This is a genomic window from Modestobacter sp. NPDC049651 (assembly GCF_040659695.1).
GTDB lineage: Bacteria > Actinomycetota > Actinomycetes > Mycobacteriales > Geodermatophilaceae > Modestobacter.
Window position 1 is genome coordinate 249,587 of record NZ_JBFAOG010000003.1, and the last position, 25,866, is coordinate 275,452.

General features: G+C 75.4%; 21 protein-coding genes. 7 read left to right on the forward strand and 14 right to left on the reverse strand.

What is annotated here, in order from left to right; genetic code table 11:
- Positions 1 to 10: 10 nt before the first annotated feature.
- From AB0J00_RS06730 to AB0J00_RS06740, 3 genes are read right to left on the reverse strand one after another with little or no spacing between them, the layout of a single operon-like run.
- Entirely contained in the window at positions 11 to 532 is a 522-nt protein-coding gene (locus AB0J00_RS06730) for a flavin reductase family protein (protein WP_357742027.1), read from the reverse strand.
- Positions 522 to 1,469, reverse strand: coding sequence for a hydroxymethylglutaryl-CoA lyase (locus AB0J00_RS06735; RefSeq protein WP_357742030.1), 948 nt, complete (start codon positions 1,467 to 1,469; stop codon positions 522 to 524). Before AB0J00_RS06735 ends, AB0J00_RS06730 begins: the two co-directional genes overlap by 11 nt.
- A gap of 53 nt (positions 1,470 to 1,522) precedes the next feature.
- Positions 1,523 to 3,250, reverse strand: a complete 1,728-nt coding sequence (locus tag AB0J00_RS06740) for a glycerol-3-phosphate dehydrogenase/oxidase (protein ID WP_357742033.1) — start codon at positions 3,248 to 3,250, stop codon at positions 1,523 to 1,525.
- Positions 3,251 to 3,361: 111 nt separating this feature from the next.
- Here AB0J00_RS06740 and AB0J00_RS06745 point away from each other — a divergent pair, with 111 nt between their 5' ends.
- The 4 genes from AB0J00_RS06745 (at position 3,362) to glpK (AB0J00_RS06760) (ending at position 8,138) form a co-directional block, all read left to right on the forward strand.
- The gene (locus tag AB0J00_RS06745) at positions 3,362 to 4,144 is read left to right on the forward strand and encodes an IclR family transcriptional regulator (RefSeq protein WP_357742036.1); all 783 of its coding nucleotides are present in this window, start codon (positions 3,362 to 3,364) and stop codon (positions 4,142 to 4,144) included.
- Positions 4,137 to 5,645, forward strand: coding sequence for a glycerol kinase GlpK (gene glpK, locus AB0J00_RS06750; protein WP_357742039.1), 1,509 nt, complete (start codon positions 4,137 to 4,139; stop codon positions 5,643 to 5,645). Before AB0J00_RS06745 ends, glpK (AB0J00_RS06750) begins: the two co-directional genes overlap by 8 nt.
- A gap of 58 nt (positions 5,646 to 5,703) precedes the next feature.
- Positions 5,704 to 6,522 carry an MIP/aquaporin family protein gene (locus AB0J00_RS06755; protein WP_357742042.1) on the forward strand — a complete coding sequence of 273 codons (819 nt, stop codon included), beginning with the start codon at positions 5,704 to 5,706 and terminating at the stop codon, positions 6,520 to 6,522.
- Between the two features lie 95 nt (positions 6,523 to 6,617).
- Positions 6,618 to 8,138 (forward strand): glycerol kinase GlpK, encoded by a 1,521-nt coding sequence (gene glpK, locus AB0J00_RS06760; protein WP_357742045.1) that lies wholly within the window; start codon positions 6,618 to 6,620, stop codon positions 8,136 to 8,138.
- 56 nt (positions 8,139 to 8,194) lie between these two features.
- Here glpK (AB0J00_RS06760) and pgm read toward each other — a convergent pair whose 3' ends face one another.
- Positions 8,195 to 9,829, reverse strand: a complete 1,635-nt coding sequence (gene pgm, locus AB0J00_RS06765; protein ID WP_357742048.1) for a phosphoglucomutase (alpha-D-glucose-1,6-bisphosphate-dependent) — start codon at positions 9,827 to 9,829, stop codon at positions 8,195 to 8,197.
- Between the two features lie 99 nt (positions 9,830 to 9,928).
- On the opposite strand from pgm, the gene AB0J00_RS06770 reads away from it, so the two are divergent.
- On the forward strand, positions 9,929 to 13,204 hold the full coding sequence (locus AB0J00_RS06770) for a DEAD/DEAH box helicase (RefSeq protein ID WP_357742051.1): 3,276 nt from the start codon (positions 9,929 to 9,931) through the stop codon (positions 13,202 to 13,204).
- On the opposite strand, the gene AB0J00_RS06775 is transcribed toward AB0J00_RS06770, so the two are convergent.
- The 5 genes from AB0J00_RS06775 to AB0J00_RS06795 form a co-directional block, all read right to left on the reverse strand.
- Positions 13,197 to 13,604: a VOC family protein gene (locus AB0J00_RS06775; protein ID WP_357742054.1), complete on the reverse strand. Its 408-nt coding sequence runs from the start codon at positions 13,602 to 13,604 to the stop codon at positions 13,197 to 13,199. The two genes, AB0J00_RS06770 and AB0J00_RS06775, sit on opposite strands and share 8 nt — an antisense overlap.
- Entirely contained in the window at positions 13,601 to 14,521 is a 921-nt protein-coding gene (locus AB0J00_RS06780; RefSeq protein ID WP_357742056.1) for an AraC family transcriptional regulator, read from the reverse strand. The genes AB0J00_RS06775 and AB0J00_RS06780 overlap by 4 nt, the downstream gene beginning before the upstream one ends.
- 57 nt (positions 14,522 to 14,578) lie before the next feature.
- Positions 14,579 to 15,415 (reverse strand): DUF4253 domain-containing protein, encoded by an 837-nt coding sequence (locus tag AB0J00_RS06785; protein WP_357742059.1) that lies wholly within the window; start codon positions 15,413 to 15,415, stop codon positions 14,579 to 14,581.
- A 97-nt stretch (positions 15,416 to 15,512) separates the two neighbouring features.
- On the reverse strand, positions 15,513 to 17,231 hold the full coding sequence (gene bluB, locus AB0J00_RS06790) for a 5,6-dimethylbenzimidazole synthase (RefSeq protein WP_357742062.1): 1,719 nt from the start codon (positions 17,229 to 17,231) through the stop codon (positions 15,513 to 15,515).
- Positions 17,228 to 18,088 (reverse strand): alpha/beta fold hydrolase, encoded by an 861-nt coding sequence (locus AB0J00_RS06795; protein WP_357742065.1) that lies wholly within the window; start codon positions 18,086 to 18,088, stop codon positions 17,228 to 17,230. The genes bluB and AB0J00_RS06795 overlap by 4 nt, the downstream gene beginning before the upstream one ends.
- Before the next feature lie 89 nt (positions 18,089 to 18,177).
- On the opposite strand from AB0J00_RS06795, the gene AB0J00_RS06800 reads away from it, so the two are divergent.
- Entirely contained in the window at positions 18,178 to 19,965 is a 1,788-nt protein-coding gene (locus AB0J00_RS06800) for a DEAD/DEAH box helicase family protein (RefSeq protein ID WP_357742068.1), read from the forward strand.
- Between the two features lie 36 nt (positions 19,966 to 20,001).
- Here AB0J00_RS06800 and AB0J00_RS06805 read toward each other — a convergent pair whose 3' ends face one another.
- Positions 20,002 to 20,871: an aldo/keto reductase family oxidoreductase gene (locus AB0J00_RS06805; RefSeq protein WP_357742070.1), complete on the reverse strand. Its 870-nt coding sequence runs from the start codon at positions 20,869 to 20,871 to the stop codon at positions 20,002 to 20,004.
- Between the two features lie 104 nt (positions 20,872 to 20,975).
- Between AB0J00_RS06805 and AB0J00_RS06810 the strand changes: the two genes are divergently transcribed.
- A complete protein-coding gene (locus AB0J00_RS06810; RefSeq protein ID WP_357742073.1) occupies positions 20,976 to 21,845 on the forward strand; it encodes a helix-turn-helix transcriptional regulator in 870 nt (289 codons plus the stop codon).
- Here the strand turns inward: AB0J00_RS06810 and AB0J00_RS06815 are convergent.
- The 4 genes from AB0J00_RS06815 to AB0J00_RS06830 all read right to left on the reverse strand — a co-directional run bounded on the left by AB0J00_RS06815 (position 21,842) and on the right by AB0J00_RS06830 (position 25,806).
- On the reverse strand, positions 21,842 to 22,306 hold the full coding sequence (locus AB0J00_RS06815; protein ID WP_357742076.1) for a GNAT family N-acetyltransferase: 465 nt from the start codon (positions 22,304 to 22,306) through the stop codon (positions 21,842 to 21,844). The genes AB0J00_RS06810 and AB0J00_RS06815 overlap by 4 nt on opposite strands.
- 23 nt (positions 22,307 to 22,329) lie before the next feature.
- Entirely contained in the window at positions 22,330 to 23,721 is a 1,392-nt protein-coding gene (locus AB0J00_RS06820; protein WP_357742078.1) for a DUF222 domain-containing protein, read from the reverse strand.
- Positions 23,722 to 23,797: 76 nt separating this feature from the next.
- Complete coding sequence (locus tag AB0J00_RS06825; protein WP_357742081.1) at positions 23,798 to 25,189, reverse strand: LamG-like jellyroll fold domain-containing protein; 1,392 nt, start codon at positions 25,187 to 25,189, stop codon at positions 23,798 to 23,800.
- On the reverse strand, positions 25,186 to 25,806 hold the full coding sequence (locus AB0J00_RS06830; RefSeq protein ID WP_357742084.1) for a hypothetical protein: 621 nt from the start codon (positions 25,804 to 25,806) through the stop codon (positions 25,186 to 25,188). Before AB0J00_RS06830 ends, AB0J00_RS06825 begins: the two co-directional genes overlap by 4 nt.
- Positions 25,807 to 25,866: the final 60 nt, after the last annotated feature.

Below are 25,866 nucleotides of genomic sequence, written 5' to 3' on the forward strand. Positions count from 1 at the left end.
CCCGCCCCGCTCAGCCCTCGACGGGGCGGAGGCCGTAGCCGCCGCGGTGGAACAGCAGCGGCGGACGCGACGGGTCCGCGCCCAGGTCGAGCACCCGGCCGACGACGATCGTGTGGTCGCCGCCGTCGTGCTCGGCCTCGAGCGTGCAGTCGATCCAGGCCACCACGTCGTCGAGCACCGGGGAGCCGAGCGGGCTGGGTACCCAGCTGACCCCGGCGTACTTGTCGGTGCCCGAGCGGGCGAACTGCCCCGACAGCTCCGCCTGCGACTCGGCCAGCACGTTGACGCAGAACGTGCCGACCTCCCGCACCTTCGGCCAGGTGCTCGACGTGCGGGCCGGGGCGAAGGCGACCAGTGCGGGCTCCAGCGACAGCGAGCTGAACGACTGGCAGGTGAACCCGAGCGGGCCGTCGGGCCCGGCCGCGGTCACCACGGTCACGCCGGTGGCGAAGTGGCCCAGCACGTCCCGCATCGCCCGGGGGTCGATCACCTGGGCCGGGACGTCGGCGCGCGCGGAGGGGTCAGCGGTCATGCCCCGATTCCACCACCCCGCGGGCGACGTTGCGCCCGCCGGCCCGGTGCAGCGAGCTGGGGAGCGGGTGCCCGACGGCCCGCTCGGTGACCGCGGCGGCGGCCAGCACGGCGTCCAGGTCGATGCCGGTGGCCACACCGGCGTCGACCAGCCAGTAGACGAGCTCCTCGGTGGCGATGTTGCCGCTGGCCCCGGGGGCGAACGGGCAGCCGCCCAGCCCGCCGACGGAGGAGTCCAGCTGGGTGACCCCGGCCTGCAGCGCCACCAGCGCGTTGGCCTGCCCGGTGCCGCGGGTGTCGTGGAAGTGCACGCCCAGCGGCACACCGGGGCTGGTGCGGCGGACGGCGTCGAGCAGCTGGACGACGCGCAGCGGCGTGGTGGTGCCGATCGTGTCGCCCAGGCACAGCGCGTCGGCACCGGCGGTGACCGCGGCCCGGGTGACGTCGACGGTGCGGGGGATCGCGGTGCGCCCTTCGAACGGGCAGTCCCAGGCGGTCGCGACGACCACCTCCAGCGAGCCGCCGGCGCCGTGCGCCAGCGCCGCGATCTCCGCGACGGCGGCCAGCGCGGCGGAGGTGTCCCGCCCGGCGTTGGCCCGGCTGTGCGAGTCCGACGCCGAGACGACGTACTCCAGGTGCGCGATGCCGGCGTCCACCGCGCGGACGGCGCCGCGGGCGTTGGCGACCAGCGCGGAGAAGTGCACGCCGTCGAAGCGGTGCAGCTCGGCGGCCACCTGGTCGGCGTCGGCCAACGCCGGCACCGCCTTCGGCGAGACGAACGACGTCACCTCGACCCGGCGCACGCCGGTGGCGACCACCGCCTCCAGCATGGCCAGCTTGTCGGCGAGCGGCAGCGGGTCCTCCAGCTGCAGGCCGTCGCGCAGCCCCACCTCGCGGACGTCGACGGCGGTGGGCAGCACCAGGTCGAACTCGTTCATACGCGCATCATGCGCCCCGTTCCACGTGGAACGGGGCGCATGGCGTGACGTGCTCAGCCGAGGGCGCGACCCACCGCGACGGCACGGGTGTCGGGGGCGGCGACGCGGGCGGCGTCCGCCTCCTGGTCGTTGTCCTCCGTCTGCGACCGGCGCTCGGCCTCGACCCGCGCGGTGTAGCTGGCCACCTCGTTGGTGATCCGGTCGTCGTCCCAGCCCAGCAGCGGGCCGACCCGCCGTGCCACCGGCTCGGCCGACTCGACGCCGCGGTGCGGGGTCTCGATGGAGATCCGGGTGCGCCGGGCGAGCAGGTCGTCCAGGTGCAGGGCGCCCTCGTGGGTGACCGCGTAGACCATCTCGACCATCAGGTACTCCTCGGCGCCGGGCACCGGCTGGAGCAGCGTGTGGTCGTCGGCGGCGAGCGCGAGCACCTCGGGGGTGAGCGAGCCGTACCGGTTGAGCAGGTGCTCGGCCTGGAAGCGGTGGATGCCCCACTCCTCGGAGAGCCGGCCCAGCTGGTTGACCATCGCCGCGTAGCCCTCGGCACCGGCCAGCGGGATGTTCTCGGTGACGCTGCCCGGCACCGACCGGGTGACGTCCTCGGCCACCGCGTCGACGGCGTCCGCGGCCATCGGCCGGTAGGTCGTGTACTTCCCGCCGGCCACCGCGATCACGCCGGGCACCGGGCGGGCGACGGCGTGCTCGCGGGAGAGCTGGCTGGTCATCTCGCTGTCCCCGGACAGCAGCGGGCGCAGGCCCGCGTAGACACCGGTGATGTCGTCGTGGGTGATCGGCGTCGCGAGCACCTTGTTGACGTGCTCGAGGATGTAGTCGATGTCCGCGCGCGACGCCGCCGGGTGCGCCTTGTCCAGCGTCCAGTCGGTGTCGGTGGTGCCGACGATCCAGTGGCTGCCCCACGGGATCACGAACAGCACCGACTTCTCGGTGCGCAGGATCAGGCCGACCTCGCCGTTGATCCGGTCCCGCGGGACGACGATGTGCACGCCCTTGCTGGCCCGCACGTGGAACCGGCCGCGGCCGCCCATCAGGGTCTGGATGTCGTCGGTCCACACCCCGGTGGCGTTGACCACGACCTGGCTGCGGACCTCGACCTCCGCGCCGGTCTCCACGTCGCGCACCCGGGCGCCGGTGACCCGGCCGCCGGCGTGGACGAACGAGACGACCTCGGCGGAGTTGAGCACCGTGGCGCCGTACTGGGCGGCGGTGCGGGCGACGGTGAGCGTGTGCCGCGCGTCGTCGGCCTGCGCGTCGTAGTAGCGCACCGCGCCGACCAGCGCGTCCGGCTTGAGCGCGGGGAACAGCGTCCGCGCGCCGGTGCGGGTCAGGTGCTTCTGCGCCGGCATCGGGGTCGACAGCGCCCCGAACCGGGCCAGCCCGTCGTAGAGGGTCAGGCCCGCGGTGACGTAGGGCCGCTCCCAGTGCTTGGTCAGCGGGTAGAGGAACGGCACCGGCTTGACCAGGTGCGGCGCGAGCCGGTTGACGCTGAGGTCGCGCTCGTGCAGCGCCTCGCGCACCAGGTTGAACTCGAACGACTCCAGGTAGCGGAGCCCTCCGTGGAAGAGCTTCGAGGAGCGGGACGACGTCCCGCTGGCGAAGTCTCGGGCCTCGACGAGGGCCGTGCGCAGGCCGCGGGTGACGGCGTCCAGCGCCACGCCGGCGCCGGTCACCCCGCCTCCGACGACGAGCACGTCGAACTCACCTTCGGCGAGCTCGGCCCACGAACGGGCGCGCTGCTCGGGTCCGAGCGGCGGGACTGCGGTCATTCCGACACCTCCGGCGGAAACTGCGACGTGGACCACGGTAGGCGGACTGCTGGGGGCCGTCGACGGATCCTGTTCGACCATGTCGGACGCCGTGCCCTACGGTCTGCCCTCGTGCCCGGCAACGTCCAGTCCCTCGAGCGCGCAGCCGCGATCCTGCACGCGATCGCCGGCAGCGGCGGGCAGATGGGGGTGACCGAGCTGGCCTCCGCGGTCGGGCTGGCCAAGACGACGACGCACGGCCTGCTGCGCACGCTGCTGGACCTCGCCTTCGTCGAGCAGGACGCCCGCACCGGCCGGTACGCCCTCGGCGCCGGGCTGCTCGGCCTGGGCTCGCACCACCTGGACGCCAACGAGCTGCGCTCCCGCGCCTCCAACTGGGCCGACGCGCTGGCCTCCCGCAGCGGCTGCGCCGTCCGGCTGGGCACGCTCGCGGGGTTCCAGGTGGTCGTCGTCCACCACGTCTTCTGCCCCGACGACTCCCCGCAGGACCTGGAGGTGGGGCTCGTGCTGCCCGCCCACGCCACCGCGCTGGGCAAGGTGCTGCTCGCCTCGCGCTCCGCCCGGTCCCGCCCGGCGGCCGACGTGCGGCTGGAGCGCCTCACCCCGTCGACCCTCACCGACCCGGTGTCGCTGGCCGGTGAGCTGGAGGCCGTCCGCGGCCGCGGCTGGGCGCAGACCCGGGAGGAGCGGCTGACCGGCGTCGCCGGGGTGGCCGCCCCGGTGCGCGGGCCCGGCGGGCTGGTGGTCGCCGCGCTCGGCGTCACCGGGCCGGTCGACCAGCTGCTCACCACGGCGGGCACCGCCCGGCCCGCGGTGGTCGGCATGGTCGTCGACGCCGCCGCCGCGGTCTCCCGCGAGCTGGTGCCCCGGCCGGGGGACGGCCGCCGTGGCTGAGCGGTACGTGCTGGCGGTCGACCAGGGCACCACGTCGACCCGGGCCATCGTCTTCGACCGCGGCGGCCGGCTGGTGGCCGTCCGGCAGCGGGAGCACCGCCAGTTCTTCCCCCGGCCGGGCTGGGTGGAGCACGACCCGGAGGAGGTCTGGGCCAACACCCAGCTCACCGCCGCGCAGGTGCTCCGGGACGCCGCCGCGCTGCCCGGCGAGGTGGTGGCGCTGGGCATCGCCAACCAGCGGGAGACCACCGTGGTCTGGGACCGGGCCACCGGCCGGCCGGTGCACCGCGCGCTGGTCTGGCAGGACACCCGCACCGGGCCGCTGGTCGAGGAGCTCGCGGCCCGGCCCGAGGCGGCCGTCGTCCGGGACCGGACCGGGCTGGAGCTGGCCGGGTACTTCGCCGGTCCGCGGTTGCGGTGGGTGCTCGACGCCGTCCCCGGGGCGCGCGAGCGCGCCGAGCGCGGCGAGCTGCTGTTCGGGACGATGGAGACCTGGCTGGTCTGGAACCTCACCGGCGGGCCGGACGGCGGGGTGCACGTCACCGACGTGACCAACGCCAGCCGCACGCTGCTGATGGACGTGCGCACCTGCCGCTGGGACCCCGACCTGCTCGACTTCTTCGGCGTGCCGGCGGCGGTGCTGCCGGAGATCCGCCCGTCGGTCGGGGTGCTCGGCACCGCGACGGCGCTGCCGGTGCCGGTGCCGATCGGTGGCGCGCTGGGCGACCAGCAGGCCGCGCTGTTCGGCCAGACCTGCTTCGCGCCCGGCGAGGCCAAGTGCACCTACGGCACGGGCAGCTTCCTGCTGCAGAACACCGGCACCGAGCTGGTGCGCTCGGCGCACGGGCTGATCAGCACGGTCGCCTACCAGCTGGCCGGGGAGCCGGTGCACTACGCGCTGGAGGGGTCGATCGCGGTCACCGGGGCGCTGGTGCAGTGGCTGCGCGACAGCCTGGGCCTGATCACCACCGCGCCCGAGGTGGAGACGCTGGCGCGCACGGTCGCCGACAACGGCGGCTGCTACGTGGTGCCGGCGTTCGCCGGGCTGCTGGCCCCGCACTGGGAGGGGCAGGCCCGCGGGCTGGTCGCCGGGCTCACCGGCTACGTCACCAAGGGCCACCTGGCGCGGGCGGTGCTGGAGGCGACCGGGTGGCAGACGCGGGACGTCGTCCGGGCGATGGACGCCGACTCCGGGCTGCCGCTGGACACGCTGCGGGTCGACGGCGGGATGACCACCAACAACCTGCTCATGCAGTTCCTCGCCGACTCCCTGGGCACCCCGGTGGTGCGGCCGATGGTGGGGGAGACGGTGTCGCTGGGCGCGGCCTACGCGGCCGGCCTGGCCGTCGGGGTGTGGTCGGACACCGAGGCGCTGCGGCGCAACTGGCACCGGTCGGCCCAGTGGTCGCCGCAGCCGGCGCGGGTCGCGGAGCTGGACGCGGAGTACCCGCAGTGGGAGAAGGCCGTGCGGCTGAGCATCGCCTGGGGCCAGCGCCCCTGATCATCGTGCGGCAATGTCGTACAGCCGTCGTTGTGACCCGCAGCACTGCCCGCATACGTTGCCCGGGCCAGTCACCGACGACGGGCTGACCTGCTCGTTCGTCGGCCACATCACCGACGATGAGGAGAGCAACGGCGTGGACCACGTCAGCCTGTGGACCGTCTTCGGCAGCGAGTTCCTCGGTACCGCCATCCTGATTCTGCTGGGCGTCGGCGTGGTCGCCAACGTCAGCCTGGCCAAGACCTACGGCCACGCCTCCGGACTGATCGTGATCGCGTTCGGCTGGGGGCTCGGTGTCTTCGCCGGCGTGTACGCCGGTGCCAGCTCCGGTGCCCACCTCAACCCCGCGGTCACCATCGGCCTCTGGGTGAGCGGCGCCGCCGAGTACGCACCGGGCGTGCCGGTCACCTTCGGCAACACCCTCGTGTACGTCGTCGCCCAGCTGCTCGGCGCGTTCACCGGAGCCGTGCTGGCCTGGGCGGCCTACCGCAAGCACTACGCCGACCCGGAGACCCCTGCCGGCGACAAGCTCGGCACCTTCTCGACCGGGCCGGCGATCAAGAGCACCGTCGACAACCTGGTCACCGAGGTCATCGCGACGTTCGTGCTCGTCTACATCATCCTGCGCTTCGGCGACACCCCCAGCCAGCTGGGCCCGCTGGCCGTCGCGATGCTCGTGGTCGGCATCGGTGTCTCCCTCGGCGGCCCCACGGGCTACGCCATCAACCCGGCCCGCGACCTCGGGCCGCGCATCGCGCACGCCGTCCTGCCGCTGGGCAAGAAGGGCGACAGCAACTGGGGCTACGCCTGGATCCCGGTCGCCGGCCCCCTCGCCGGCGCGGTCCTGGCCGGCGCCGCCGCGCACATCTCGTTCTGAGCCGTACGCAGATCCACTCCACGACGAGCCGGTCCGGGCCACTCTTGACCGGGCCGACCCGCACCACCTCACCCGTCCAACGAAGGAGGGACCCCATGGCCGCCCAGTACATCGCCGCCATCGACCAGGGCACCACGAGCACCCGCTGCATGCTGTTCGACCACGACGGAGCCGTGGTCTCGGTGGGGCAGAAGGAGCACGAGCAGATCTTCCCGCGGGCCGGCTGGGTCGAGCACGACCCGCTGGAGATCTGGGCCAACACCCGTGAGGTCGTCGGCCAGGCCCTCGCCCGGGGCAACGCCAGCACCGCCGACATCGTCGCCGTCGGCATCACCAACCAACGCGAGACCACCGTGGTGTGGGACAAGACCACGGGCCGGCCGGTCTACAACGCGATCGTCTGGCAGGACACCCGGACCGGCAAGATCTGCGAGGAGCTCGGTGCCCTGGGCGGCGGAGCCGACCGCTACAAGGACCGGGTGGGCCTGCCCCTCGCGACCTACTTCGCCGGCCCGAAGGTGCGCTGGATCCTGGACAACGTCGACGGCGCGCGGGAGGCCGCCGAGCGCGGTGACCTGCTGATGGGCACCATCGACTCCTGGCTGATCTGGAACATGACCGGCGGGACCGAGGGCGGCAGGCACCTCACCGACGTCTCCAACGCCTCCCGCACGATGCTCATGGACTACCGGACGCTCTCCTGGATCCCCGAGATCGCCGAGGAGATGGGCATCCCGATGTCGATGCTCCCGGAGATCCGGTCGAACTCCGAGGAGTACGGGCGGGGCCGCAAGGCCGGCTTCCTGGCCGACGTCCCGATCGCCGGGTCCCTGGGCGACCAGCAGGCCGCGACCTTCGGCCAGGTCTGCTTCACCAAGGGCATGGCGAAGAACACCTACGGCACCGGCAACTTCATGCTGCTCAACACCGGCGAGGAGGCCGTCCCGTCGAAGAACGGCCTGCTCACGACGCTGTGCTTCAAGCTCGGCGACGCCAAGCCGGTGTACGCGCTGGAGGGCTCGATCGCCGTCACCGGGTCACTGGTCCAGTGGCTGCGGGACAACCTGGGCATCATCAAGGACGCCCCGGAGATCGAGTCGCTGGCCCGCACGGTCGAGGACAACGGCGGGGCCTACTTCGTGCCGGCCTTCTCCGGCCTGTTCGCCCCGTACTGGCGGTCCGACGCCCGCGGTGCGCTGGTCGGGCTGACCCGCTTCGTCAACAAGGGCCACCTGGCCCGCGCGGTGCTGGAGGCCACGGCCTTCCAGACCCGCGAGGTGCTCGACGCGATGAACGCCGACTCGGGGGTCGACCTCACCGAGCTGCGCGTCGACGGGGGCATGGTCGGCAACGAACTGCTGATGCAGTTCCAGGCCGACGTGCTCGGCGTCCCGGTGATCCGGCCGGAGATCGCCGAGACCACGGCGCTGGGCGCGGCGTACGCCGCCGGCCTGGCCGTCGGCTTCTGGTCGGACCTCGACGAGCTCACCGCCAAGTGGGCCGAGGACAAGCGCTGGGAGCCCGCCATGGACTCCGCCGAGCGCGAGCGCACGTACCGGAACTGGAAGAAGGCCGTCACCAAGTCCTTCGACTGGGTGGACGACGACGTCAGCTGAGCTGACCTGACCGAGGGCGGCACTCCCCGTGGGGGGGGTGCCGCCCTCGTCGTGCGTCAGGAGCCGAGCGCGGCCGCGACGACGGCCTTGGCCTCCTCCTGCACCTGCGCCAGGTGGTCGGCGCCCTTGAACGACTCGGCGTAGACCTTGTAGACGTCCTCGGTGCCGGACGGGCGGGCGGCGAACCAGGCGTTCTCGGTGACGACCTTGAGGCCGCCGATCGCCGCGTCGTTGCCGGGCGCCCGGGTGAGCTTGGCGGTGATCGGCTCGCCGGCGAGCTCGGTGGCGGTGACCGCCTCGGGGGAGAGCTTGCCGAGCCTGGCCTTCTCCTCGCGGGACGCCGCGGCGTCGATGCGCGCGTAGGCCGAGGCGCCGAACCGTTCCGTCAGTGACGCATGCAGCTGCGAGGGCGAGCTGCCGGTGACCGCCTGGATCTCCGACGCCAGCAGGGCGAGCAGGATGCCGTCCTTGTCGGTGGTCCACACGCCGCCGTCGCGGCGGAGGAACGACGCCCCGGCCGACTCCTCGCCGCCGAACCCGACCGAGCCGTCGAGCAGGCCGGGCACGAACCACTTGAAACCGACCGGCACCTCGACCAGCGTCCGGCCCATGTCGGCGACCACCCGGTCGATGAGGGACGACGACACCAGCGTCTTGCCGACCGCCGTGCCCGCACCCCACTCCGGCCGGTGGCCGAACAGGTACGAGATCGCGACGGCGAGGAAGTGGTTGGGGTTCATCAGCCCGCCGTCGGGGGTGACGATGCCGTGCCGGTCGGCGTCCGCGTCGTTGCCGGTGGCGATCTGGAACTGGTCGCGCTTGCCGATCAGCGAGGCCATCGCCGACGGCGACGAGCAGTCCATCCGGATCTTGCCGTCCCAGTCCAGCGTCATGAACCGCCAGGTGGCGTCGACCAGCGGGTTGACCACGGTGAGGTCCAGCCCGTGGCGCTCCCCGATCTCGCCCCAGTAGGCGACGCTCGCGCCGCCCAGCGGGTCGGCACCGATCCGCACCCCGGCGTCCCGGACGGCGGCCAGGTCGATGACGTTCGGCAGGTCGTCGACGTAGGTGCCGAGGAAGTCGTAGGGCTGCGCGGCCGCGCGGGCGCGGGCGAACGGGATGCGCTTGACGCCGTCCAGGCCGTTGGCCAGCAGCTCGTTGGCGCGCCGGGCGATCCAGCCGGTGGCGTCGGTGTCGGCCGGGCCACCCGACGGCGGGTTGTACTTGAAGCCGCCGTCGCGGGGCGGGTTGTGCGACGGGGTGACGACGATGCCGTCGGCGAGCCCGGTCGTCCTCCCGCGGTTGGCGGTGAGGATCGCGTGGCTGACCGCGGGCGTGGGCGTGTAGCCGTCGCGGGAGTCGACCAGCACGGTGACGCCGCCCGCGGCGAGCACCTCCAGGGCGCTCACCCAGGCCGGCTCGGACAGGCCGTGCGTGTCGCGGCCGACGAACAGCGGGCCGTCGTAGCCCTGCTGGGTGCGGTACTCGACGATGGCCTGGGTCGTGGCCAGGATGTGCGGCTCGTTGAAGGCGCCGTCCAGCGCGGAGCCGCGGTGGCCCGACGTCCCGAACACGACCTGCTGCGCCGGGTCCGCCGGATCGGGCTGCACCGAGTAGTAGGCGGTGACCAGGTGCGGGAGGTCGACCAGGTCACTCGGCTGGGCGGGCTGTCCGGCGCGGGCGTCGCTCATGCGCTGATCTTCGCGCCGCCGGGCCGCGCCGCGCGACCCGGGCTCACCCGCGCGGCGGAGCCGGGCAGGACCGTCGGTGGGTCGCCGTAGCCTGGTCGGGTGCTCGGGGACTGGCGGGAGATGGTCACCGACGAGGCGCTGGCCGACGCGGTCGGGCCGGAGGTGCTGGAGCGGGCCCAGCCGTACCTCGCCCGCAGCGTGCTCGACGTGCGGGTCGCCGAGGACGCGCACCGGCTGACCGGTCTGGTGCAGGGCGACGCCCCGGTGCCGTTCCGCACCACGGTGGTGCGCACCGACGGCGGCCGGATCGGCTGGGCCGGGGCGTGCACGTGCCCGGTGGGCGACGACTGCGAGCACGCGGTCGCCGTCCTGCTGTCGATGCGCAGCGCGATCGAGGCGGCGCCCGGCGGCCCGCCCCGGCCGGCTGCGCCCACCCGCACCTGGGAGCAGGAGCTCGAGGAGCTCGTCGCCGCCACGGCGGAGCAGCGGGCGGCCACCACCGTGCCGCTGGGGCTGCAGTTCGAGCTGGTCGACCCCGGTCCGGGCCGGGGGCGCACGTCGATCGGGGCGCCGGGCACCCGCCAGCAGCTGGTCCGGCTGCGGCCGGTCACCCCCGGCAAGCGCGGGCAGTGGGTCCGCACCGGCGTCTCGTGGCGGCAGCTGCAGTACGACAGCGTCCGCGCCGGCTGGGACCCCGCGCACCTGGCCGCGCTGCGCGCGCTGCACGCGACCCACTCGGCGGCGCGGAACCAGTACTACTCGTACGCCCCGGTCGACGTGTACCTGCACGAGTTCGGCCCCGGGCTGTGGCGGCTGCTGGCCGAGGCGGTCGCCGACGGCGTGCAGCTGATGACCGCTGACCGGCCGCACCGCCCGGTGCTGCTCGCCGGTGCGGACGCCGACGTCGCGGTCGACCTGCGGCGCAGCGGCGGGGACGCCGAGCTGACCGCGGTGCTGCGGGTCGACGGCCGCCCGGTCGACCCCGCGGCGCTGTCGTTCCTCGGGGTGCCGCCGCACGGGGTGACCGTCGAGCCCTCCGGCCCTGGCGGTCCCGGGCTGGTGCTGGCCCGGCTGGACCGCCCGGTGCCCCCGGCGCTGGCCGGGCTGGTGGCCCGCGGTGGCCGGATCGCCATCCCGGCCGCGGACGTCGAGCGGTTCCGCCGCGACTGGTTCCCCGGTCTGCGCCAGGCGGTGCCCGTCGTCTCCGTCGACGGCTCGGTCGAGCTGCCCGAGGTGGCGCCGCCCCGGCTGCACGCCACGGTGCGCTTCCCCGGCGACGCGACGGTCACCCTCACCTGGGCGGTGCGGTACGGCCCCGACCGGTCGTTCCCGCTGGGGGCGCCGTCCGCGCCCGGCGACGGCCGCGAGCCCGCGGCCGAGGAGGAGCTGGTCGAGGCGCTCCCCGGCCCCGTGGGCGGGCTGCCCGAGCTGTGGACGACGGAGCGCCGGCTGGCCCGGCACGTGGAGCTGGCCGGCGTCGAGGCGATGGAGTTCACCACGGAGGTGCTGCCCGGGCTGCGCGCCGACCAGGGCGTCGACGTCACGGTCGAGGGCACCCCGACGGCGTACCGGCAGAGCACGTCGGCGCCGCAGATCAGCTTCACCGCCCGGGACACCGGGGAGTCCGACTGGTTCGACCTGGGCGTCACGGTGACCCTCGACGGCCAGCACGTCCCGTTCGCCACGCTGTTCCAGGCGCTGGTCGCCGGGCGCACCCGGCTGGCGCTGGTCAGCGGCACCTGGTTCTCCCTGCAGCGCCCCGAGTTCGAGCAGCTGCGGCTGCTGATCGAGGAGGCCCGGGAGCTGCGCGAGGTGCCCGGCGACGGCACCGCGCAGGTCAGCCGGTACCAGATCGGGCTCTGGGAGCAGCTGCTCGGCCTGGGCGTGGTGGAGGCGCAGAGCGAGCGCTGGACCCGCGAGGTGCGCGGCCTGCTGGAGCTCGAGCAGGCCGACCCGCCGCCGGCGCCGGCCGGGCTGGCCGCGGAGCTGCGGCCCTACCAGCTCGACGGCTTCGGCTGGCTGTCGTTCCTGTGGGACCACTCGCTCGGCGGGGTGCTGGCCGACGACATGGGGCTGGGCAAGACGCTGCAGACGCTCGCCCTGCTGGCCCGGGCGCATGAGGCCGGGGAGCTGGACGGCACCCCGGTGCTGGTGGTCGCCCCGACCAGCGTGGTGCCGACCTGGGCGCGGGAGGCCGCCCGGTTCGCGCCCGGGCTGCGGGTCGCGACGATCGACGAGACCGAGCGGCGGGCGGGCACGCCGCTGGCCGAGCGGGTGGCCGGCGCGCACGTTGTCCTCACCTCGTACGCGCTGTTCCGGATCGACGGCGACTCGTGGTCGGTGCTGCCGTGGCGGGCGCTGGTGCTCGACGAGGCGCAGTTCGTGAAGAACCACCAGTCGACGACCTACCAGTGCGCCCGGCGGCTGGACGCACCGGTGAAGCTGGCGCTGACCGGCACACCGCTGGAGAACAGCGTGATGGACCTGTGGGCGCTGATGTCGATCGTCGCGCCGGGGCTGTTCCCCGACCCGAACCGGTTCACCGAGGCCTACCGCATCCCGATCGAGCGGGACGGCGACGCGGAGAAGCTCGCGCTGCTGCGCCGGCGGATCCGCCCGCTGGTGCGGCGCCGGACCAAGGAGATGGTCGCCGCCGATCTGCCGCCGAAGCAGGAGCAGGTGCTCGAGGTGGTGCTCGAGGAGCGGCACGAGAAGCTGTACCAGACGCACCTGCAGCGCGAACGGGCCAAGGTCCTCGGCCTGGTCGAGGACATGTCGAAGAACCGGATGACGATCTTCCGGTCGCTGACCCTGCTGCGGCAGCTGAGCCTGGACCCGGCGCTGGTCGACCCCGCCTACGCCGACGTGCCGTCCAGCAAGGCCGAGGCGTTCCTGGAGCACCTGCGCGAGGTGGTCGCCGAGGGGCACCGGGTGCTGGTCTTCAGCCAGTTCACCCGGTTCCTGGGCAGCATCCGCGACCGGCTGACCGCCGAGGGCATCGACTGGGTGTACCTCGACGGCCGCACCCGGGACCGCGACGCCCGGATCCAGGAGTTCCGCACCGGCAGCGCTCCGGTGTTCCTGATCAGCCTCAAGGCCGGCGGCTTCGGGCTGACCCTCACCGAGGCCGACTACGTCTTCGTGCTCGACCCGTGGTGGAACCCGGCCGCCGAGGCGCAGGCCGTCGACCGGGCGCACCGGATCGGCCAGGACAAGACGGTGATGGTCTACCGGATGGTGGCGGTCGGCACGATCGAGGAGAAGGTGATGGAGCTCAAGGCCCGGAAGCGGGCGCTGTTCTCCCGCGTCGTCGACGACGGCGCGCTCACCTCCGGAGCGCTGACCGCCGACGACGTGCGGGGCCTGTTCAGCTAGCGCCGGGGCGCGGCTCGCCCCGGTAGGTGCCGACGCTCCACAGGTTGCCCTCCGGGTCGCGGACGGTGAACTCCCGGCCGTGCCCGGCGTCGTGCAGCTCCTGCAGCACCTCCGCGCCGGCGGCGACCACCCGCGCGTGGACGGCGTCGACGTCGTCGGTGACCAGGTACGTGGCGGCCGAGCCGGGCCGGGCCGGCCACGGGTCGTCGGCGACGTCGCGGGCGGAGCCCAGCATCACGCCGCCACCGGGTGGCCAGGCCAGCTCGGCGTGCGCCACCCGGTCGCCGTCCGGGACGACCAGCGTCTCGGTGAAGCCGAGCACGTCGACGAGGAAGCGGATCAGGGCGTGCGCGTCCCGGGCGCGGAAGGCGGGCCAGACGGTGGGCTGCGGGATCGTCATGCCGGTGATCCTGGCGCGGCCGGGGGCCCGCCGTCTTGGACGAATCGGAGCAGCGCGTCGGCGTCCGGGCGGAGCAGCTGGTGCTCGGCGGCCAGCCAGCGGCGGGGCGGCAGGCCGGCCAGCGCCAGCCACTCGCGGCTGAGGTGCGACTGGTCGGTGTAGCCGTGCGCGGCGGCGAGGCCGGCCAGGTCGGGCGCGCCGCCGCGGGTGACCGCTGCGGCCAGCCGGCGCCGGGCGGCGGTGAACCGGGCCACCCGGGCGGCCGCCTTCGGCGTGAGCCCGAACTCTGCGGTGAAGCGGGCGCGCAGGTGCCGGTCCGACCAGCCGACCCGGCCGGCGACGTCCTCGACCCGGAGCCGGCCGGCGCCGGTCGTGGTCAGCCGCCAGGCCTCGGCGAGCTCCGGGACGACCGCGCAACGACCGGGGTCCACGAGCCGCAGCAGCACGTGGTCCAGCGCGACGAAGCGGGCCGGCCAGCCGACGGCGGTGCGCACCCGCTCGAGCAGCTCGGTGGACGTCGTCCCGAGCAGGTCCGCCAGCGGGACGTCGAGGGAGCCGAGCGTTCCCGCGGGAACGCCCAGCAGCGCCCGCGCGCCGGCCGGGGTGAGCGACAGCTGGATGCCGCACTGGCGCGTGCCGGTGGCGATCAGCGCCGGCCGGGTGTGGAGTCCGCCCACCAGGGAGTCGTAGGCGCCCGGTGCTTGCCGCCGATCGGCGTGGGCGGCCATCACCAGCGGCTCGTCGAGGGGGAGCACCAGGGTCAGGTGCGGGGAGGGGAGGCCGCGGTGCAGCGTCGGGGTGAGCCCCTCGTACCGGTAGCCCACCGCCTCGGCGACGTACGGCCGCAGCGCGGCCGGCGGGTGGTGCAGCACCGACTCCGCCACCCTTTCCGACCGCGACTCCGTCTCCGGCAGCACGGGGGCCAGCGTGGCGCGGCCGGCCGGTGACGTCCAGACCACCACCGGCCGGCGGGGTCAGTCCCACCAGAAGTGCCAGCGGGGTGCAGCGCGCAGACCCGCGGCGTACTCGTCGTGGCTGATCGGCCGGTCATCGGGCCCGGTCTGCGGGTGGAAGTTGTCCGGGCAGAAGGCGAAGTGCTCGTGCGCCAGCAGGTCGCACTGCCGGGCGGTGACCGGAGGCCGGGTGACGACCAGCTCGAGGGTCGCCCACCCGATGCCCACCAGGTACGCGCCGAAGCGGTCCTCCCACGACCGCAGCACCCCGGCGATCGCTGCGCCGGTCAGCGACCAGTTGCACGCCCCGGACCAGCCGAGCTGGGCCACCGCGTCGGCCGGGCGCACGGCGGGCACCAGCAGCAGGCCGCCGAACAGCGGCAGAGGGTGCTCGGCGGACAGCAGCACCCCGCTGTCGTCGGGCGCGCCGCGGCCCGGCGCGAGCCCCGGCCACGGTGGGTGCGGCAGCCGGGTGCCGTCGGGGCGGACCAGCTGGCAGCCCCACCAGGCCTGCCCCAGCACGGCCGCCGCATCGTCCGGCACCGTCGGCGGCATCGGCTCGCCGTCGGCGTAGGGGTGCTCGTCGAGCCGGCCGGCGAGCAGCGGCCACAGGCCGGTCCGGTCGAAGGCCTGCGCGCACCTCCGCCAGGTGCCCTCCGGGTCGTGCAGCGGTGCGGTGCTCGTCCAGGCGCGGGCGGTGTCCTCCAGGCCGTCCTCACCGCAGCGGGCGCGCACCTCGGTGAGCTCCGGTACGCCGGGCAGCAGGTCCAGCGCCTGCTGGGTGCCCGGCGCCGGAGCGCGCACCGGGGTGCGCAGGGTCAGGTCGGGGAACGCGGGGCCGTCGATCAACCAGGTCATGACTGTTCCTCTCGGGGGGGGGACCCGAGGGAAGCAGCGAGCGGGACGAGCGGGTGGGCCGTCGTCCACAGCGGGGGACGCCGTCCACAGGTCCAGCTCAGCGGTCGACGCGGGCCGCCGTCCGGCGTACGGCGAGACCCTGCAGCAGCAGGCTGGCGGCGAGCACGGCGCCGACGCCCTCACCGGCGCGCAGCCGCAGGTCCAGCAGCGGCTCGCAGCCCAGCGCCTGCAGCACCAGGTCGTGGCCGCGCTCGCGGCTGCGCTGCCCGGCCACCAGGCACGCCTGGACGGCGGGCTCCAGCTGCACGGCGACCAGCGCGGCCAGGGACGCTGCGAACCCGTCGACGACGACCACCGCCCGCTGCTCGGCCGCGCCCAATGTCACCCCGGTCAGCACCGCGAGCTCCGGGCCGCCCAGCTCGGCGAGCGCCGTCAGCGGGTCCTCGACCCCGCCGGCGCGGGCCAGCGCCGCGTTCACCACCTCGTTCTTGCGGGCGAGCATCGCCGAGTCCGCACCCGAGCCCAGCCCCACCACCGCGGCCGGTTCCACGTGCAACATCGCGCACGCCAGCGCCGCGGCCACCGTGGTGTTGCCGACGCCGACCTCGCCGAGCGCGACCACCCCGGCGCCGGCTGCGGCCGCCCCCAGCTCCCGGCCGGCGGCGACCAGCGCCGCCGCATCCGCGGCGGTCAGTGCCGCGGCGTGCACCAGGTCGCCCTGCGGCCCGGCCGGCCGGGCGGTCACCGCACCGGGCACCGGCCCGCCGGCCACCCCGGCGTCGACGACCACCACGTCCAGCCCCGCGCCGCGCGCGGTCGTGACGCCGACCGCGCTCCCGGCGACCGCGGCGGTCGTGACGTCGCGGGTGGTCCGCGGGTCGAAGGCGGAGACGCCGTGCGCGACCACCGGGTGGTCGGCGGCGGCGAGCACCAGCACCCCGCCGGTGGCGTCGCCCCGGCCCAGCGCCGCCGCGCGGTCGACGGCGGCGTCCAGCACACCCAGCGAGCCGGGCGGGGTGAGCAGCCGGTCGCCGCCGTCCCGGGCCGCGACGACGTCCGGCTGGTCCGGTCCGCGCAGCGCCGAGGGCGGGGGAGCCGAGCCCGGCCAGTGGTCGGTGGCGACCACGTCGGCCAGCGGCAGCCGCCGCGACCAGCCGGCCCGTTCCAGGCCGGGGGACGGCGGGCGCTCGTCGGGCCAGCCCAGGCACAGCCAGCCGAGGGTGACCACGCCGTCCGGCAGGCCGAGCAGCTCGGCGAGGTCCGCGGGGCGGAACAGGGTCACCCAGCCCATGCCCAGGCCCTCGGCGCGGGCGGCCAGCCACAGGTTCTGGATGGCGGCGGCGCAGCTCCACAGGTCGGCGTCCGGGAAGGTGGCCCGGCCGAGCACCCCGGCCGCCGGCGTCCGCCGGTCGCAGCAGACGACGACGCCCAGCGGCGCGTCCCGCACGCCCTCGAGCTTCAGGTCCAGCAGCCGGCGGGCGGCGTCCGGCTCGAGCTGCGCGGCCTGCCGCAGCCGCTCGCGGTCGGTGAGCACGGCGGCGCGGTCGCGGACGCCGGGGTCGGTGACGACGACGAAGCGCCACGGCTGGCTGTGCCCGACGCTGGGCGCGGCGTGCGCGGCGGTGAGCACCCGGCCCAGGACGTCGGCGGGCACCGGGTCGGGGCGGTAGCGGCGGACGTCGCGGCGCGCGGCCACCACCCGGTAGAAGGCGTCCCGCTCGGCCGGGTCGAAGGCCCAGCCGGCCGGGTCGGCGGCCCGCTCGCTCGCGGCGGTCGGGTCGCCGATCAGCGGCACCGGCCGCGGGTAGGTGCTCACGTCTCCACCTGCCGCAGGAACCGTCGCAGCGTCTCCAGGAAGACCTCGGGCTGCTCCGAGTGCACCCAGTGCCCGGCGTTCTTCACCCGCACCAGCCGGACCAGCGGGAACAGCTCGGCCATCCGCGGCCGGTCCTCGTCGAGCACGTAGTGCGAGTTCGCGCCGGCGATCCACAGCACCGGGCCGCCGAACTGCGCGCCGGGCGGCGGTGCCGGGAAGCCGCGCAGCTCGGCGAGCTCCTGCCCGAGCACGTCGAGGTTGAGCCGCCAGCGCCACCCCGCTCCGCCACCCGACCCGACCCGCCCCGGAACCCCGTCCCGGACGAGGGACTGCAGCAGGAACGACCGCACGCTGGTGCTCGGGACGACGGTGCGCAGCGCGGCGTCCGCCTCCTCGCGGCTGCCCAGCGAGCCGAGGTCGATGGCCTTCATGGCGGCGATGTAGGCGGCGAACGGGGAGGCCTCCTCGTCGGGGTCCTCGGTGCGGCCGCCGGTCTCCGGGTACTCCGACGGGGAGATGTCGACGACGACCAGCGCGCGCAGCAGGGCCGGGGATCGCAGCGCCAGCTGCATGGCGACCTTGCCGCCCATCGAGTGCCCGACCAGGGTCACGGGCTCACCGAACGACGCGAGCTCGGCGGCGACCAGCTCGGCCATGTCCACGTAGTCGACCCGGTCGGTCCAGGGCGAGTGCCCGTGGTTGGGCAGGTCCAGCAGGGTCACCCGGTGGCCGTCGGCGGCCAGCGCCCTGGCGGTCGTCGACCAGTTGCGGCCCTGGCCGAAGAGTCCGTGCACGAAGACCACCCGCGGCCCGGCGTCGCCCACGGTGCGTGCGGCCAGCCGGTCGGGAGCGGTCATGCCCCGATCCCATCAGATGTCGCTGCCGGAGTTCGTCGGTGGCCACGCCTACCGTGCTCGGGACCGGCCCGCCGACCCCAGGAGTACCCGTGCCCGGACGCCGACGGCGTGCCACCACGACCCGCTCGTCGTCCACCTCCCGGACGGCGACGGCGCGGAAGGCCGCGCCCCGGAAGGCCGCCTCCCGGACGGCGGCGCCCCGGGCGACCGCGGCCGCGGCCGGGCTGCCCACCGCCGGGCCGGGGGAGCGGGTGTGGGTGCTGGCCGTGCCGTTCCGGGCACCCGCGCCGGGCGCGACCTGGCACGCCGGGCTGTCGTCGCACGTGTACGTCGGCGCTGCGCTGCCGCCGGCGCTGGCCGCCTACGACCCCGGGCCGTACACGTTCGAGCGGTTCGCCGAGGACCAGCTGAACGCGAGCTCCCGCCCGCTGCCGCCGGCCCGGCCGATGACCCCGCGCGACGAGCAGCTGACCGGCGCCCGGGCCATCGCCGCGCACGCCGCCGCCGGCGGCCGGATGTTCCTGCTCGGCGACGACCCGGGCGTGGGCAAGACCGGCACCGCCGTCCTCGCCGTCCGGCAGATCGCGGACCTGCGGCCGGTGCAGACGGTGCTGGTGGTCGCCGACCGGCCGGCGGCGATCACCGTGCCGCACTGGGCCCGGTCGATCGCCGCGTTCGGCGGCTCCGCGGACGGGGACCTGGGTCTGCGCTGGTGCGTGACCACCTGGGACCGGCTGGGCAAGGTCGCCGGGCTGCTGAAGGCCACCGGCACCCGGTTCGACGTGGTGGTCGCCGACGAGGCGCACATGGTCCGGCACACCACGACCCAGCGCTGGAAGCACTGGAAGGCCGTCTCCGGTGCCGGCCGGGTCAAGGACGCGCCGTACGTGCTGCTGGCCACCGCCACCCCCGCGCACACCCCGCTGGAGCTGCCCTACCTGGCGCCGCACTTCGCGACGCTGCACGGCGAGCCGCTGCGCGAGTGGTCCGACCTGCCTCCCCGGCTGGCCGCGCACGGGTTCCACGTGGAACGCGGCCGGTACGGCTGGACGTGGACCGAGGACGCCGACGAGCGCCGCGCGGACCTCGCCCGGCTGCGCTCCTGGCTCGCCGACACCGATCCGCCGGCCACCCTGCACCGCCCGGCGCCGTGGGGGCCGGTCAGCGTCACCGGGACGGCGGTCGAGCTGACCCCGGCCGAGCGCGCGCAGTACGAGGCGGAGTGGTCGGAGTTCCGCGCCGAGATGCAGCTGGCGCGGCGCAAGCGGGAGACCGCCCGGGGCCGCGCGGCGCTGCTGCGGTTCCGGCAGAAGGCCGGGCTGATCCGCGCGGCGGCGACCGTCGACTGGGTGAAGGCCCAGGTGGAGGCCGACCGGCAGGTGGCCGTCTCGGTGGAGTTCGTCGAGACCGCAGCCGACCCGATCCGCGAGGCGCTGCTGGACAGCGGCATCGGGGTGGCCGGGATCTACGGCCGGGACCGCTTCGACGTCGAGGCCGAGCGGTTGCGGTTCCAGCGCGGCGAGGCGCCGGTGTGCGTGTTCACCGTGACCGCCTCGATCAGCCTGCACGCCGGCGAGCTGCTGCCCGGCGGCGGCACCGCCTCGACCACCCCGCGCGTCGGGCTGTTCCACCAGCCGCGGTTCTCCGGCATCGCCGCCCGCCAGGTCACCGGCCGCACCCACCGCGACCACCAGGTCTCGCCGTGGCGGGTGGCGTTCGCGGCGGAGACGGTCGAGGAGGACGTCGCCCGGGTGATGGTCGAGCGGCTGGCGGTCACCGGCTCCACGGCCGGCGGCGACACCGCCGCGCTGCAGCAGATCGCGGAGCTGCTGGACGCCGACTGGCTGCCGGCCGCCTCGTTGACCGGGTCCGACTGAGCCGCCGCCGACCGGACCGCCGCCGCTCGACGACCCTCACCCCGCGATGGCGCCCAGCTCGGCCACCGCATCGGCGGGCAGCTCCAGGCCCGCGCCGGCGACGTTCTCCCGCAGGTGGGCGACCGACGACGTCCCGGGGATGAGCAGCACGTTCGGCGACCGCTGCAGCAGCCAGGCGAGCGCGACCGCCAGCGGCGTGGCCCCCAGCCGGCGGGCGACCGCGTTGAGCGCGTCGGACTGCAGCGGGGTGAACCCGCCGAGCGGGAAGTAGGGCACGTAGGCGATGCCCTGCCGGGCGAGCTCGTCGACCAGGGCGTCGTCCTCCCGGTGCGCGACGTTGTACATGTTCTGCACGCACACCACCGGCGCGATGGCCTGCGCCTCGGTGACCTGCTCGAGCGTCACGGTGCTCAGCCCCAGGTGCCGGATGAGCCCCTGCTGCTGCAGCTCCGCCAAGGCGGCGAACTGCTCGCCGACCGGCTCGCCGTCCGGGCCGTCGACGGCACCCACCCGCAGGTTGACCACGTCGAGGACCTCGACGCCGAGGTTGCGCAGGTTGTCGTGCACCTGCCGGCGCAGCTCGTCGGGGGAGCGGCGCATGAGCCAGTTGCCCTCGCCGTCGCGGACCGCCCCGACCTTGGTGACGATCCGCAGCTCGGCCGGGTAGGGGTGCAGCGCCTCGCGGATGAGCTGGTTGGTGACGTGCGGGCCGTAGAAGTCCGCGGTGTCGATGTGGGTGATGCCCAGCTCGACGACGGTGCGCAGGACGGCGATCGCCTCGGCGCGGTCGCGGGGTGGGCCGAAGACGTGCGGGCCGGCGAGCTGCATGGCGCCGTAACCGGTGCGGGTGAGGACGAGGTCGTCGGCGAGGGGGAGCGTCCCGCCGGGGAGCGCGGTCGTGGTCATGACCCCACCGTCGGCCCCGCGGGCGTGCACAGCGAGAGCCCTGCCGGTCCTGGGGGTGGCAGGACCAGGCACGCCGCCCGCGACCGGGCCTACCGTTCCCGGTTGTGGAGAACCAGTTGGGCGACTTCCTGCGCGCCCGCCGCGAGCTGGTGCGTCCCGCGGACGTCGGACTGCGGGTGGACGGCGTCCGCCGCACCCCCGGGCTGCGCCGCGAGGAGGTCGCGCTGCTGGCCGGGATCAGCGCCGACTACTACCTCCGGCTGGAGCAGGGCCGCGACCGCAACCCGTCGGGGCAGGTGCTCGAGGCGGTGGCGCGGGTGCTGCAGCTCGACGACACGGCGACCGCCTACCTGCTCGGGCTCATCGCACCGCAGCCGCGCCGGCGCCGCCGGGCCCCGCGCCGGGAGGTGGTGCCGGAGGGCGTGCTGCAGCTGCTCGGGTCGCTGGGGCTGCCCGCGTTCGTCGAGGGCCGGTGGTTCGACGTGCTGGCGTCCAACGAGCTGGCCCGGGCGCTGTCGCCGCGCTTCGCGGTCGGCCGCAACCGGCTGCGCGACGTCTTCCTCGACCCGGCCGAGCGGGGGCTGTTCCCCGACTGGGAGGCCGGCACCGCCCGGCTGGTCGCCGGTTTCCGCGAGCGCATCGGCACCGACGCCGACGACCCCCGCGTGGTCGACCTGGTCGGTGAGCTGTCGCTGGGCAGCGAGCGGTTCCGGCAGCTGTGGGCCCGGCACGACGTGAAGGTGCCGGTCGGGACGGCGCTGCGGCTCGCCCACCCGGTGCTCGGCACGCTGACGCTCTCCTGCGAGAAGCTGGCGGTGAGCGGCACCGACGGGCAGCTGCTGTGCGTCCACCACGCGGTGCCGGGGTCCGGGGACGAGGAGAAGCTCGCCCTGCTCGGGTCGCTGGTCGCCGCACCGGCCCCGGCGACCGCGCCCGCCCCGGCGGCGCGGCCCGCCGGCGACGCCCGGGCCTAGTTCGTCGGGCCGGGCAGCCGCATGGGCAGGTGCAGGATGCCGTCCTCGTCGTAGTCCGGGCCGGACCGGCGGAAGCCGAAGCGCTCGTACCAGCGCTCCAGGTACGCCTGGGCGCCGATGTCGATGGTGCGGCCCTCGCACAGCTCGATCCCGCGCTGGACCAGCCGGGCGGACAGGCCCCGGCTGCGGGCGTCGGCAGCGGTGGCGACCCGGCCGATCGCGCGGTCCTCGCCGTTGTGCAGCACCCGGATCGTGGCGAGCACCCGGCCGTCGCCGTCCGGGCCGTCGTCGGCGACCCAGAGGTGGGTGGTCGTCGGCTCGGCGTCCCGGCCGTCCAGCTCGGGGTACGGGCAGGCCTGCTCGACGACGAAGACGTCGACGCGCAGCCGGAGGATGCCGTACAGCTCGGCGGGCGTCAGCTCGGCGAAGCGGGCCTCCCGCAGGACGGGCTCGGTGCTCACCCGGGCATCGTCGCAGGCGGCGGTCAGGCGGCCCGCCGGCGGACCGCGTCCCGGTGGGTCAGCAGGGCCCACACCACGTGCCCGAGCTCCATCCGCTCCCCGTCGCTGGGCAGCTCGTCGGGCAGCCGGCCTGCGCTCGCCGGCAGCAGCGGTGGGACGCCGCCGGCGCCCACGGCCCACGCCGGGTCGGCAGGCCCCCAGGTGCGCGCGCCCTCCGGCGTCCGCGCGACCAGCCCGCCGTCCCGTCGGGACAGCGTGAGGTCCAGGTCGTGCACCAGCCCGTGGTCGGCGTCGCAGAGCAGCACCATGTTCGACACGTCGGTGGGCCCACCGAACGCCCATCGGCGCAGGTGGTGGGCGTGCAGCCGCTCGATCCTGGTCTCCGTGCAGCCGGGCCGGGCGCAGCCGCCGTCCCGCGCCAGCAGCGCCCGGCGCTGGGCCGCGCTGGCGAGCCGGCGGCGCCGGCCCAGGGCCAGCGGTTCCCCGCCCTCGGTGACGACGACGGTCAGCGCGGCCTCGCACATCATCCGGCGCACCTGGGCCGGCCGGAGCGCGGGACCGCCCGCCAGGTGGGCCCGGCCGGCCGCGGCGTCGTCGGTGAGCACCTGGTGGTCGACGTGCACGACCACCTCCCGGCGGGGCGGGTCGCCGGCCCGCCGGCCGACCGGGGCGCCGTCCACCACCAGGTCGGCGAGCGCGGCGCAGCGGCGGGCGGTGAGGCGTTCCCGCGGGAACGCCTCACCCCCGGCGCAGCCGTCGTGATCGGCTGCGTGGGCGGCGGCGCGCTTCGCCGCCGCGCGGTCCCGGCGGGTGTCGCGCTCGACCCGCGAATCGACGGCGGTCACGAAGGCCGCACCCTGCTCGGCGTCCAGCCGCAGCCGGACGGAGAGCATGCCGTCGGCGTCCCACCACCACTCGCACGTCCGCTTGGCCGCGATGCGCTCGGCCTCGTCCGCGGCGTCCTGCGCGTCCTGCACCTCCGTCCGTCGCCAGGCGCGCACGACCCGCTCGAGCTGGCCGGCGGTCAGGTGCCCCGCCAGCTCGACGAGCTCCGCCTCCGTGCCGGGCTCCGCGACCCGGGTCAGCGCCCGCACCTTGGAGTACGACAACCGGCCGGCCGCGAACGCCGCCGCGGTCAGCGGCAGCGCGCCGAGCGCGCGGGCGACCCGCACGTGCTCGCGGGCCGGACCGGGCGCCAGGCCGCACCGCCAGGCCAGCCAGTGGGCGCAGGAGCGGACCCCGACCCCGCCCCAGCCCTCCCGCCGGTCGAACTCCGCCACCAGCGCGAGCCAGGCGGCCGTGGCCGCGGCCAGCCGCACGGCACCGGAGGTGATCTCCCGCTCCAGGTCGGCGAGGGACCGCTCCGGCGGGGTCGGGGCGGTCGGGGAGGGGAGAGTCAGGACAGCGGCACCCATGGACCGATGTTGCCCGGGGGGTCTGACAGAACCGCAGGTCAGCGACCTCGGGCGTTCCCGCGGGAACGCCCGACGGTCAGTTCAGCGCGACGTACTGGTCGGCGATCTGCGCCGGCGTGAGCACGTACTGGGCCAGGCTGGCGTGCGCGATGGAGCCGGCGAAGTGCTCGCTGGTGGGCGCGCTCGGCCAGGTCGGGCCGATGGTGTCGTACCCGACCCGCCAGTAGCCGGTGTACTGCTCGGCCTGGGTCACCGACGGGTCAGCGGCGACCTGGCCGCCGTCCACGTACAGCCGCATGCCGGTGCCGGGGGAGAACGTCGCGGTCATCAGGTGCCACGCGCCGTCGTTGTAGCTCTTCGGCGACGTCACGGTGGCCGGCTGCCCGGGGTAGACGCCGAACACCAGCTTGCCGGTGTCGGTCATGTAGACGTGCCGGTCGAACTGGGTCGACGCCGAGCCGTACGTGCCGTTGCCGAACCCGCACAGCTTCCCGCCGGTCCTCGTCTTCGTGCTGAACCAGAGCTGGATCGTGAACGACTCGGGGTCGGTGAGCGAGGTCGTCGTGTAGAGCAGGCTGCTGCTGCCGTCGAACGCGACCGCCTTGTTCACCCCGTTGCCGCAGTTCGGCCCGACCTGGCCGAGCCGCACCGAGCTGTAGGTGCCGACCACCCAGGGGTAGGGGCCGCTGTTGGCCGCGGTGCTGCCGGAGGTCTCCTGCATCGGGAAGTAGGCGTCGGCGGTGGACGCCGCCCCGGCGCAGGTGAAGTAGCGGAACGCCGAGAACGTGTTCGCCGCGGCGGAGGTGCTCGCGGTGAAGGTGGCCTGCGCGGCGCCCGGGACGGCCGCCAGCAGGAGCAGCGCAGCGCCGGCGCCGACCCACCGGCGCCGGGACCCGCCGCGCAGCCGCCACCGCCGTCCGGACGACCCGGAGGGCCCGGAGGACGACGGACCGGACGGCGCGGACGGCGACCGCCGGTACAGCAGCGCCGCGGCGACCAGCCCGGCCAGCGCGACGGCCGTGCCGGCCACCGGCAGCGCCCGGCCCTGCTGCGCCCACAGCACCGGCAGGCCCAGGCCGGGCAGCCGCAGCGTGCCGACCCCGTGCACCGCGGAGGGGTCCACGAGGGCGGTGTCCGCGGCCGCGTTGGCGTCGCCGCGCAGCTGCAGCCCGCCGTCCTCGACCGCGACCAGCCGGTGCAGCCGCAGCCGGCCGGGGGAGTCGGGGTCGTCGACGAGCAGCACCTGGCCGCGGTGCAGGTCGGCGCTGTCGACCGGCCGGACGACGGTGACGTCGCCGGGGGAGATGCTCGGCTCCATCGAGCCGGACATCACCACGGTGGCCTGCCAGCCCAGCAGCGCGGGGACGGTGGAGGCGAGCACCAGCAGCGCGAGCACGCCGAGGGCCGCGCGGGCGGTGGTGGAGACGAGGAAGGCGGCCCAGCTCTGCCGCCACGGGGAGGTGCTCACCGGGTCCGTGCCTCCCAGACGAGGGTGACGCCGGCCGAGCCGCCCTGGGCGGTCGACGGCGTGCTGGCCGGCAGCGACCAGTCGACGCGGTAGCTGCGGGTCTCCGCACCGGCGCCGGACGTCGTCCAGCCCGGCTTCCCCGCCGTCCAGGAGCGCGGGGCGGCGCTCAGCGGGGCGGTCCACACGGCGCCGGCGTCCCCGGGGAGCGCGGTGAAGCCGTTGCAGTTCTTGAAGCTGCCGCCGGCTCCGGCGGTGAGCGTGACCGAGAGGTAGGTGGCCAGGCCGTTGGTGGTCGTCACGTTGCTGACGTACGGCCGGACGTCGACCGGCGCGGAGCCCGTCGCGGTCACCTGGATGCACCGGCTGCCGGAGGCCCCCGGCTTGATGCCGGTGACGGTGAACAGGCTGCCGCCGGCGTCGTCGTCGGTCAGCGTGATCGTGCCGGTGGTCACCGTGGGCAGGTTGCGTGCGGCGGAGGCGTCGCTGAACCCGGCGTAGGCCGAGTGCCAGACCAGTCCCGCGGCCGCGAGCAGCGCGAGGCCGCCGGCCGTGGCGGAGCCGACGCGGGCAGCCCGCGGGGGAACCCGCCGGGTCGCTGCTCGCAGTCGTCTCCGCATGCTCCGAGCTTCGGGCGTCGACCCGACTGGATGAAGCCGTCGAGTGACCGGATCACTCCG

What these genes read in the sequence shown, in the direction of transcription:
- AB0J00_RS06730 (WP_357742027.1), bottom strand. Translation starts at nt 532, where the DNA reads ATGACCGCTGACCCCTCCGCGCGCGCCGACGTCCCGGCCCAGGTGATC.
- AB0J00_RS06735 (WP_357742030.1), bottom strand. Translation starts at nt 1,469, where the DNA reads ATGAACGAGTTCGACCTGGTGCTGCCCACCGCCGTCGACGTCCGCGAG.
- AB0J00_RS06740 (WP_357742033.1), bottom strand. Translation starts at nt 3,250, where the DNA reads ATGACCGCAGTCCCGCCGCTCGGACCCGAGCAGCGCGCCCGTTCGTGG.
- glpK (WP_357742045.1), top strand. Translation starts at nt 6,618, where the DNA reads ATGGCCGCCCAGTACATCGCCGCCATCGACCAGGGCACCACGAGCACC.
- pgm (WP_357742048.1), bottom strand. Translation starts at nt 9,829, where the DNA reads ATGAGCGACGCCCGCGCCGGACAGCCCGCCCAGCCGAGTGACCTGGTC.
- AB0J00_RS06775 (WP_357742054.1), bottom strand. Translation starts at nt 13,604, where the DNA reads ATGACGATCCCGCAGCCCACCGTCTGGCCCGCCTTCCGCGCCCGGGAC.
- AB0J00_RS06785 (WP_357742059.1), bottom strand. Translation starts at nt 15,415, where the DNA reads ATGACCTGGTTGATCGACGGCCCCGCGTTCCCCGACCTGACCCTGCGC.
- AB0J00_RS06795 (WP_357742065.1), bottom strand. Translation starts at nt 18,088, where the DNA reads ATGACCGCTCCCGACCGGCTGGCCGCACGCACCGTGGGCGACGCCGGG.
- AB0J00_RS06805 (WP_357742070.1), bottom strand. Translation starts at nt 20,871, where the DNA reads ATGACCACGACCGCGCTCCCCGGCGGGACGCTCCCCCTCGCCGACGAC.
- AB0J00_RS06820 (WP_357742078.1), bottom strand. Translation starts at nt 23,721, where the DNA reads ATGGGTGCCGCTGTCCTGACTCTCCCCTCCCCGACCGCCCCGACCCCG.
- AB0J00_RS06830 (WP_357742084.1), bottom strand. Translation starts at nt 25,806, where the DNA reads ATGCGGAGACGACTGCGAGCAGCGACCCGGCGGGTTCCCCCGCGGGCT.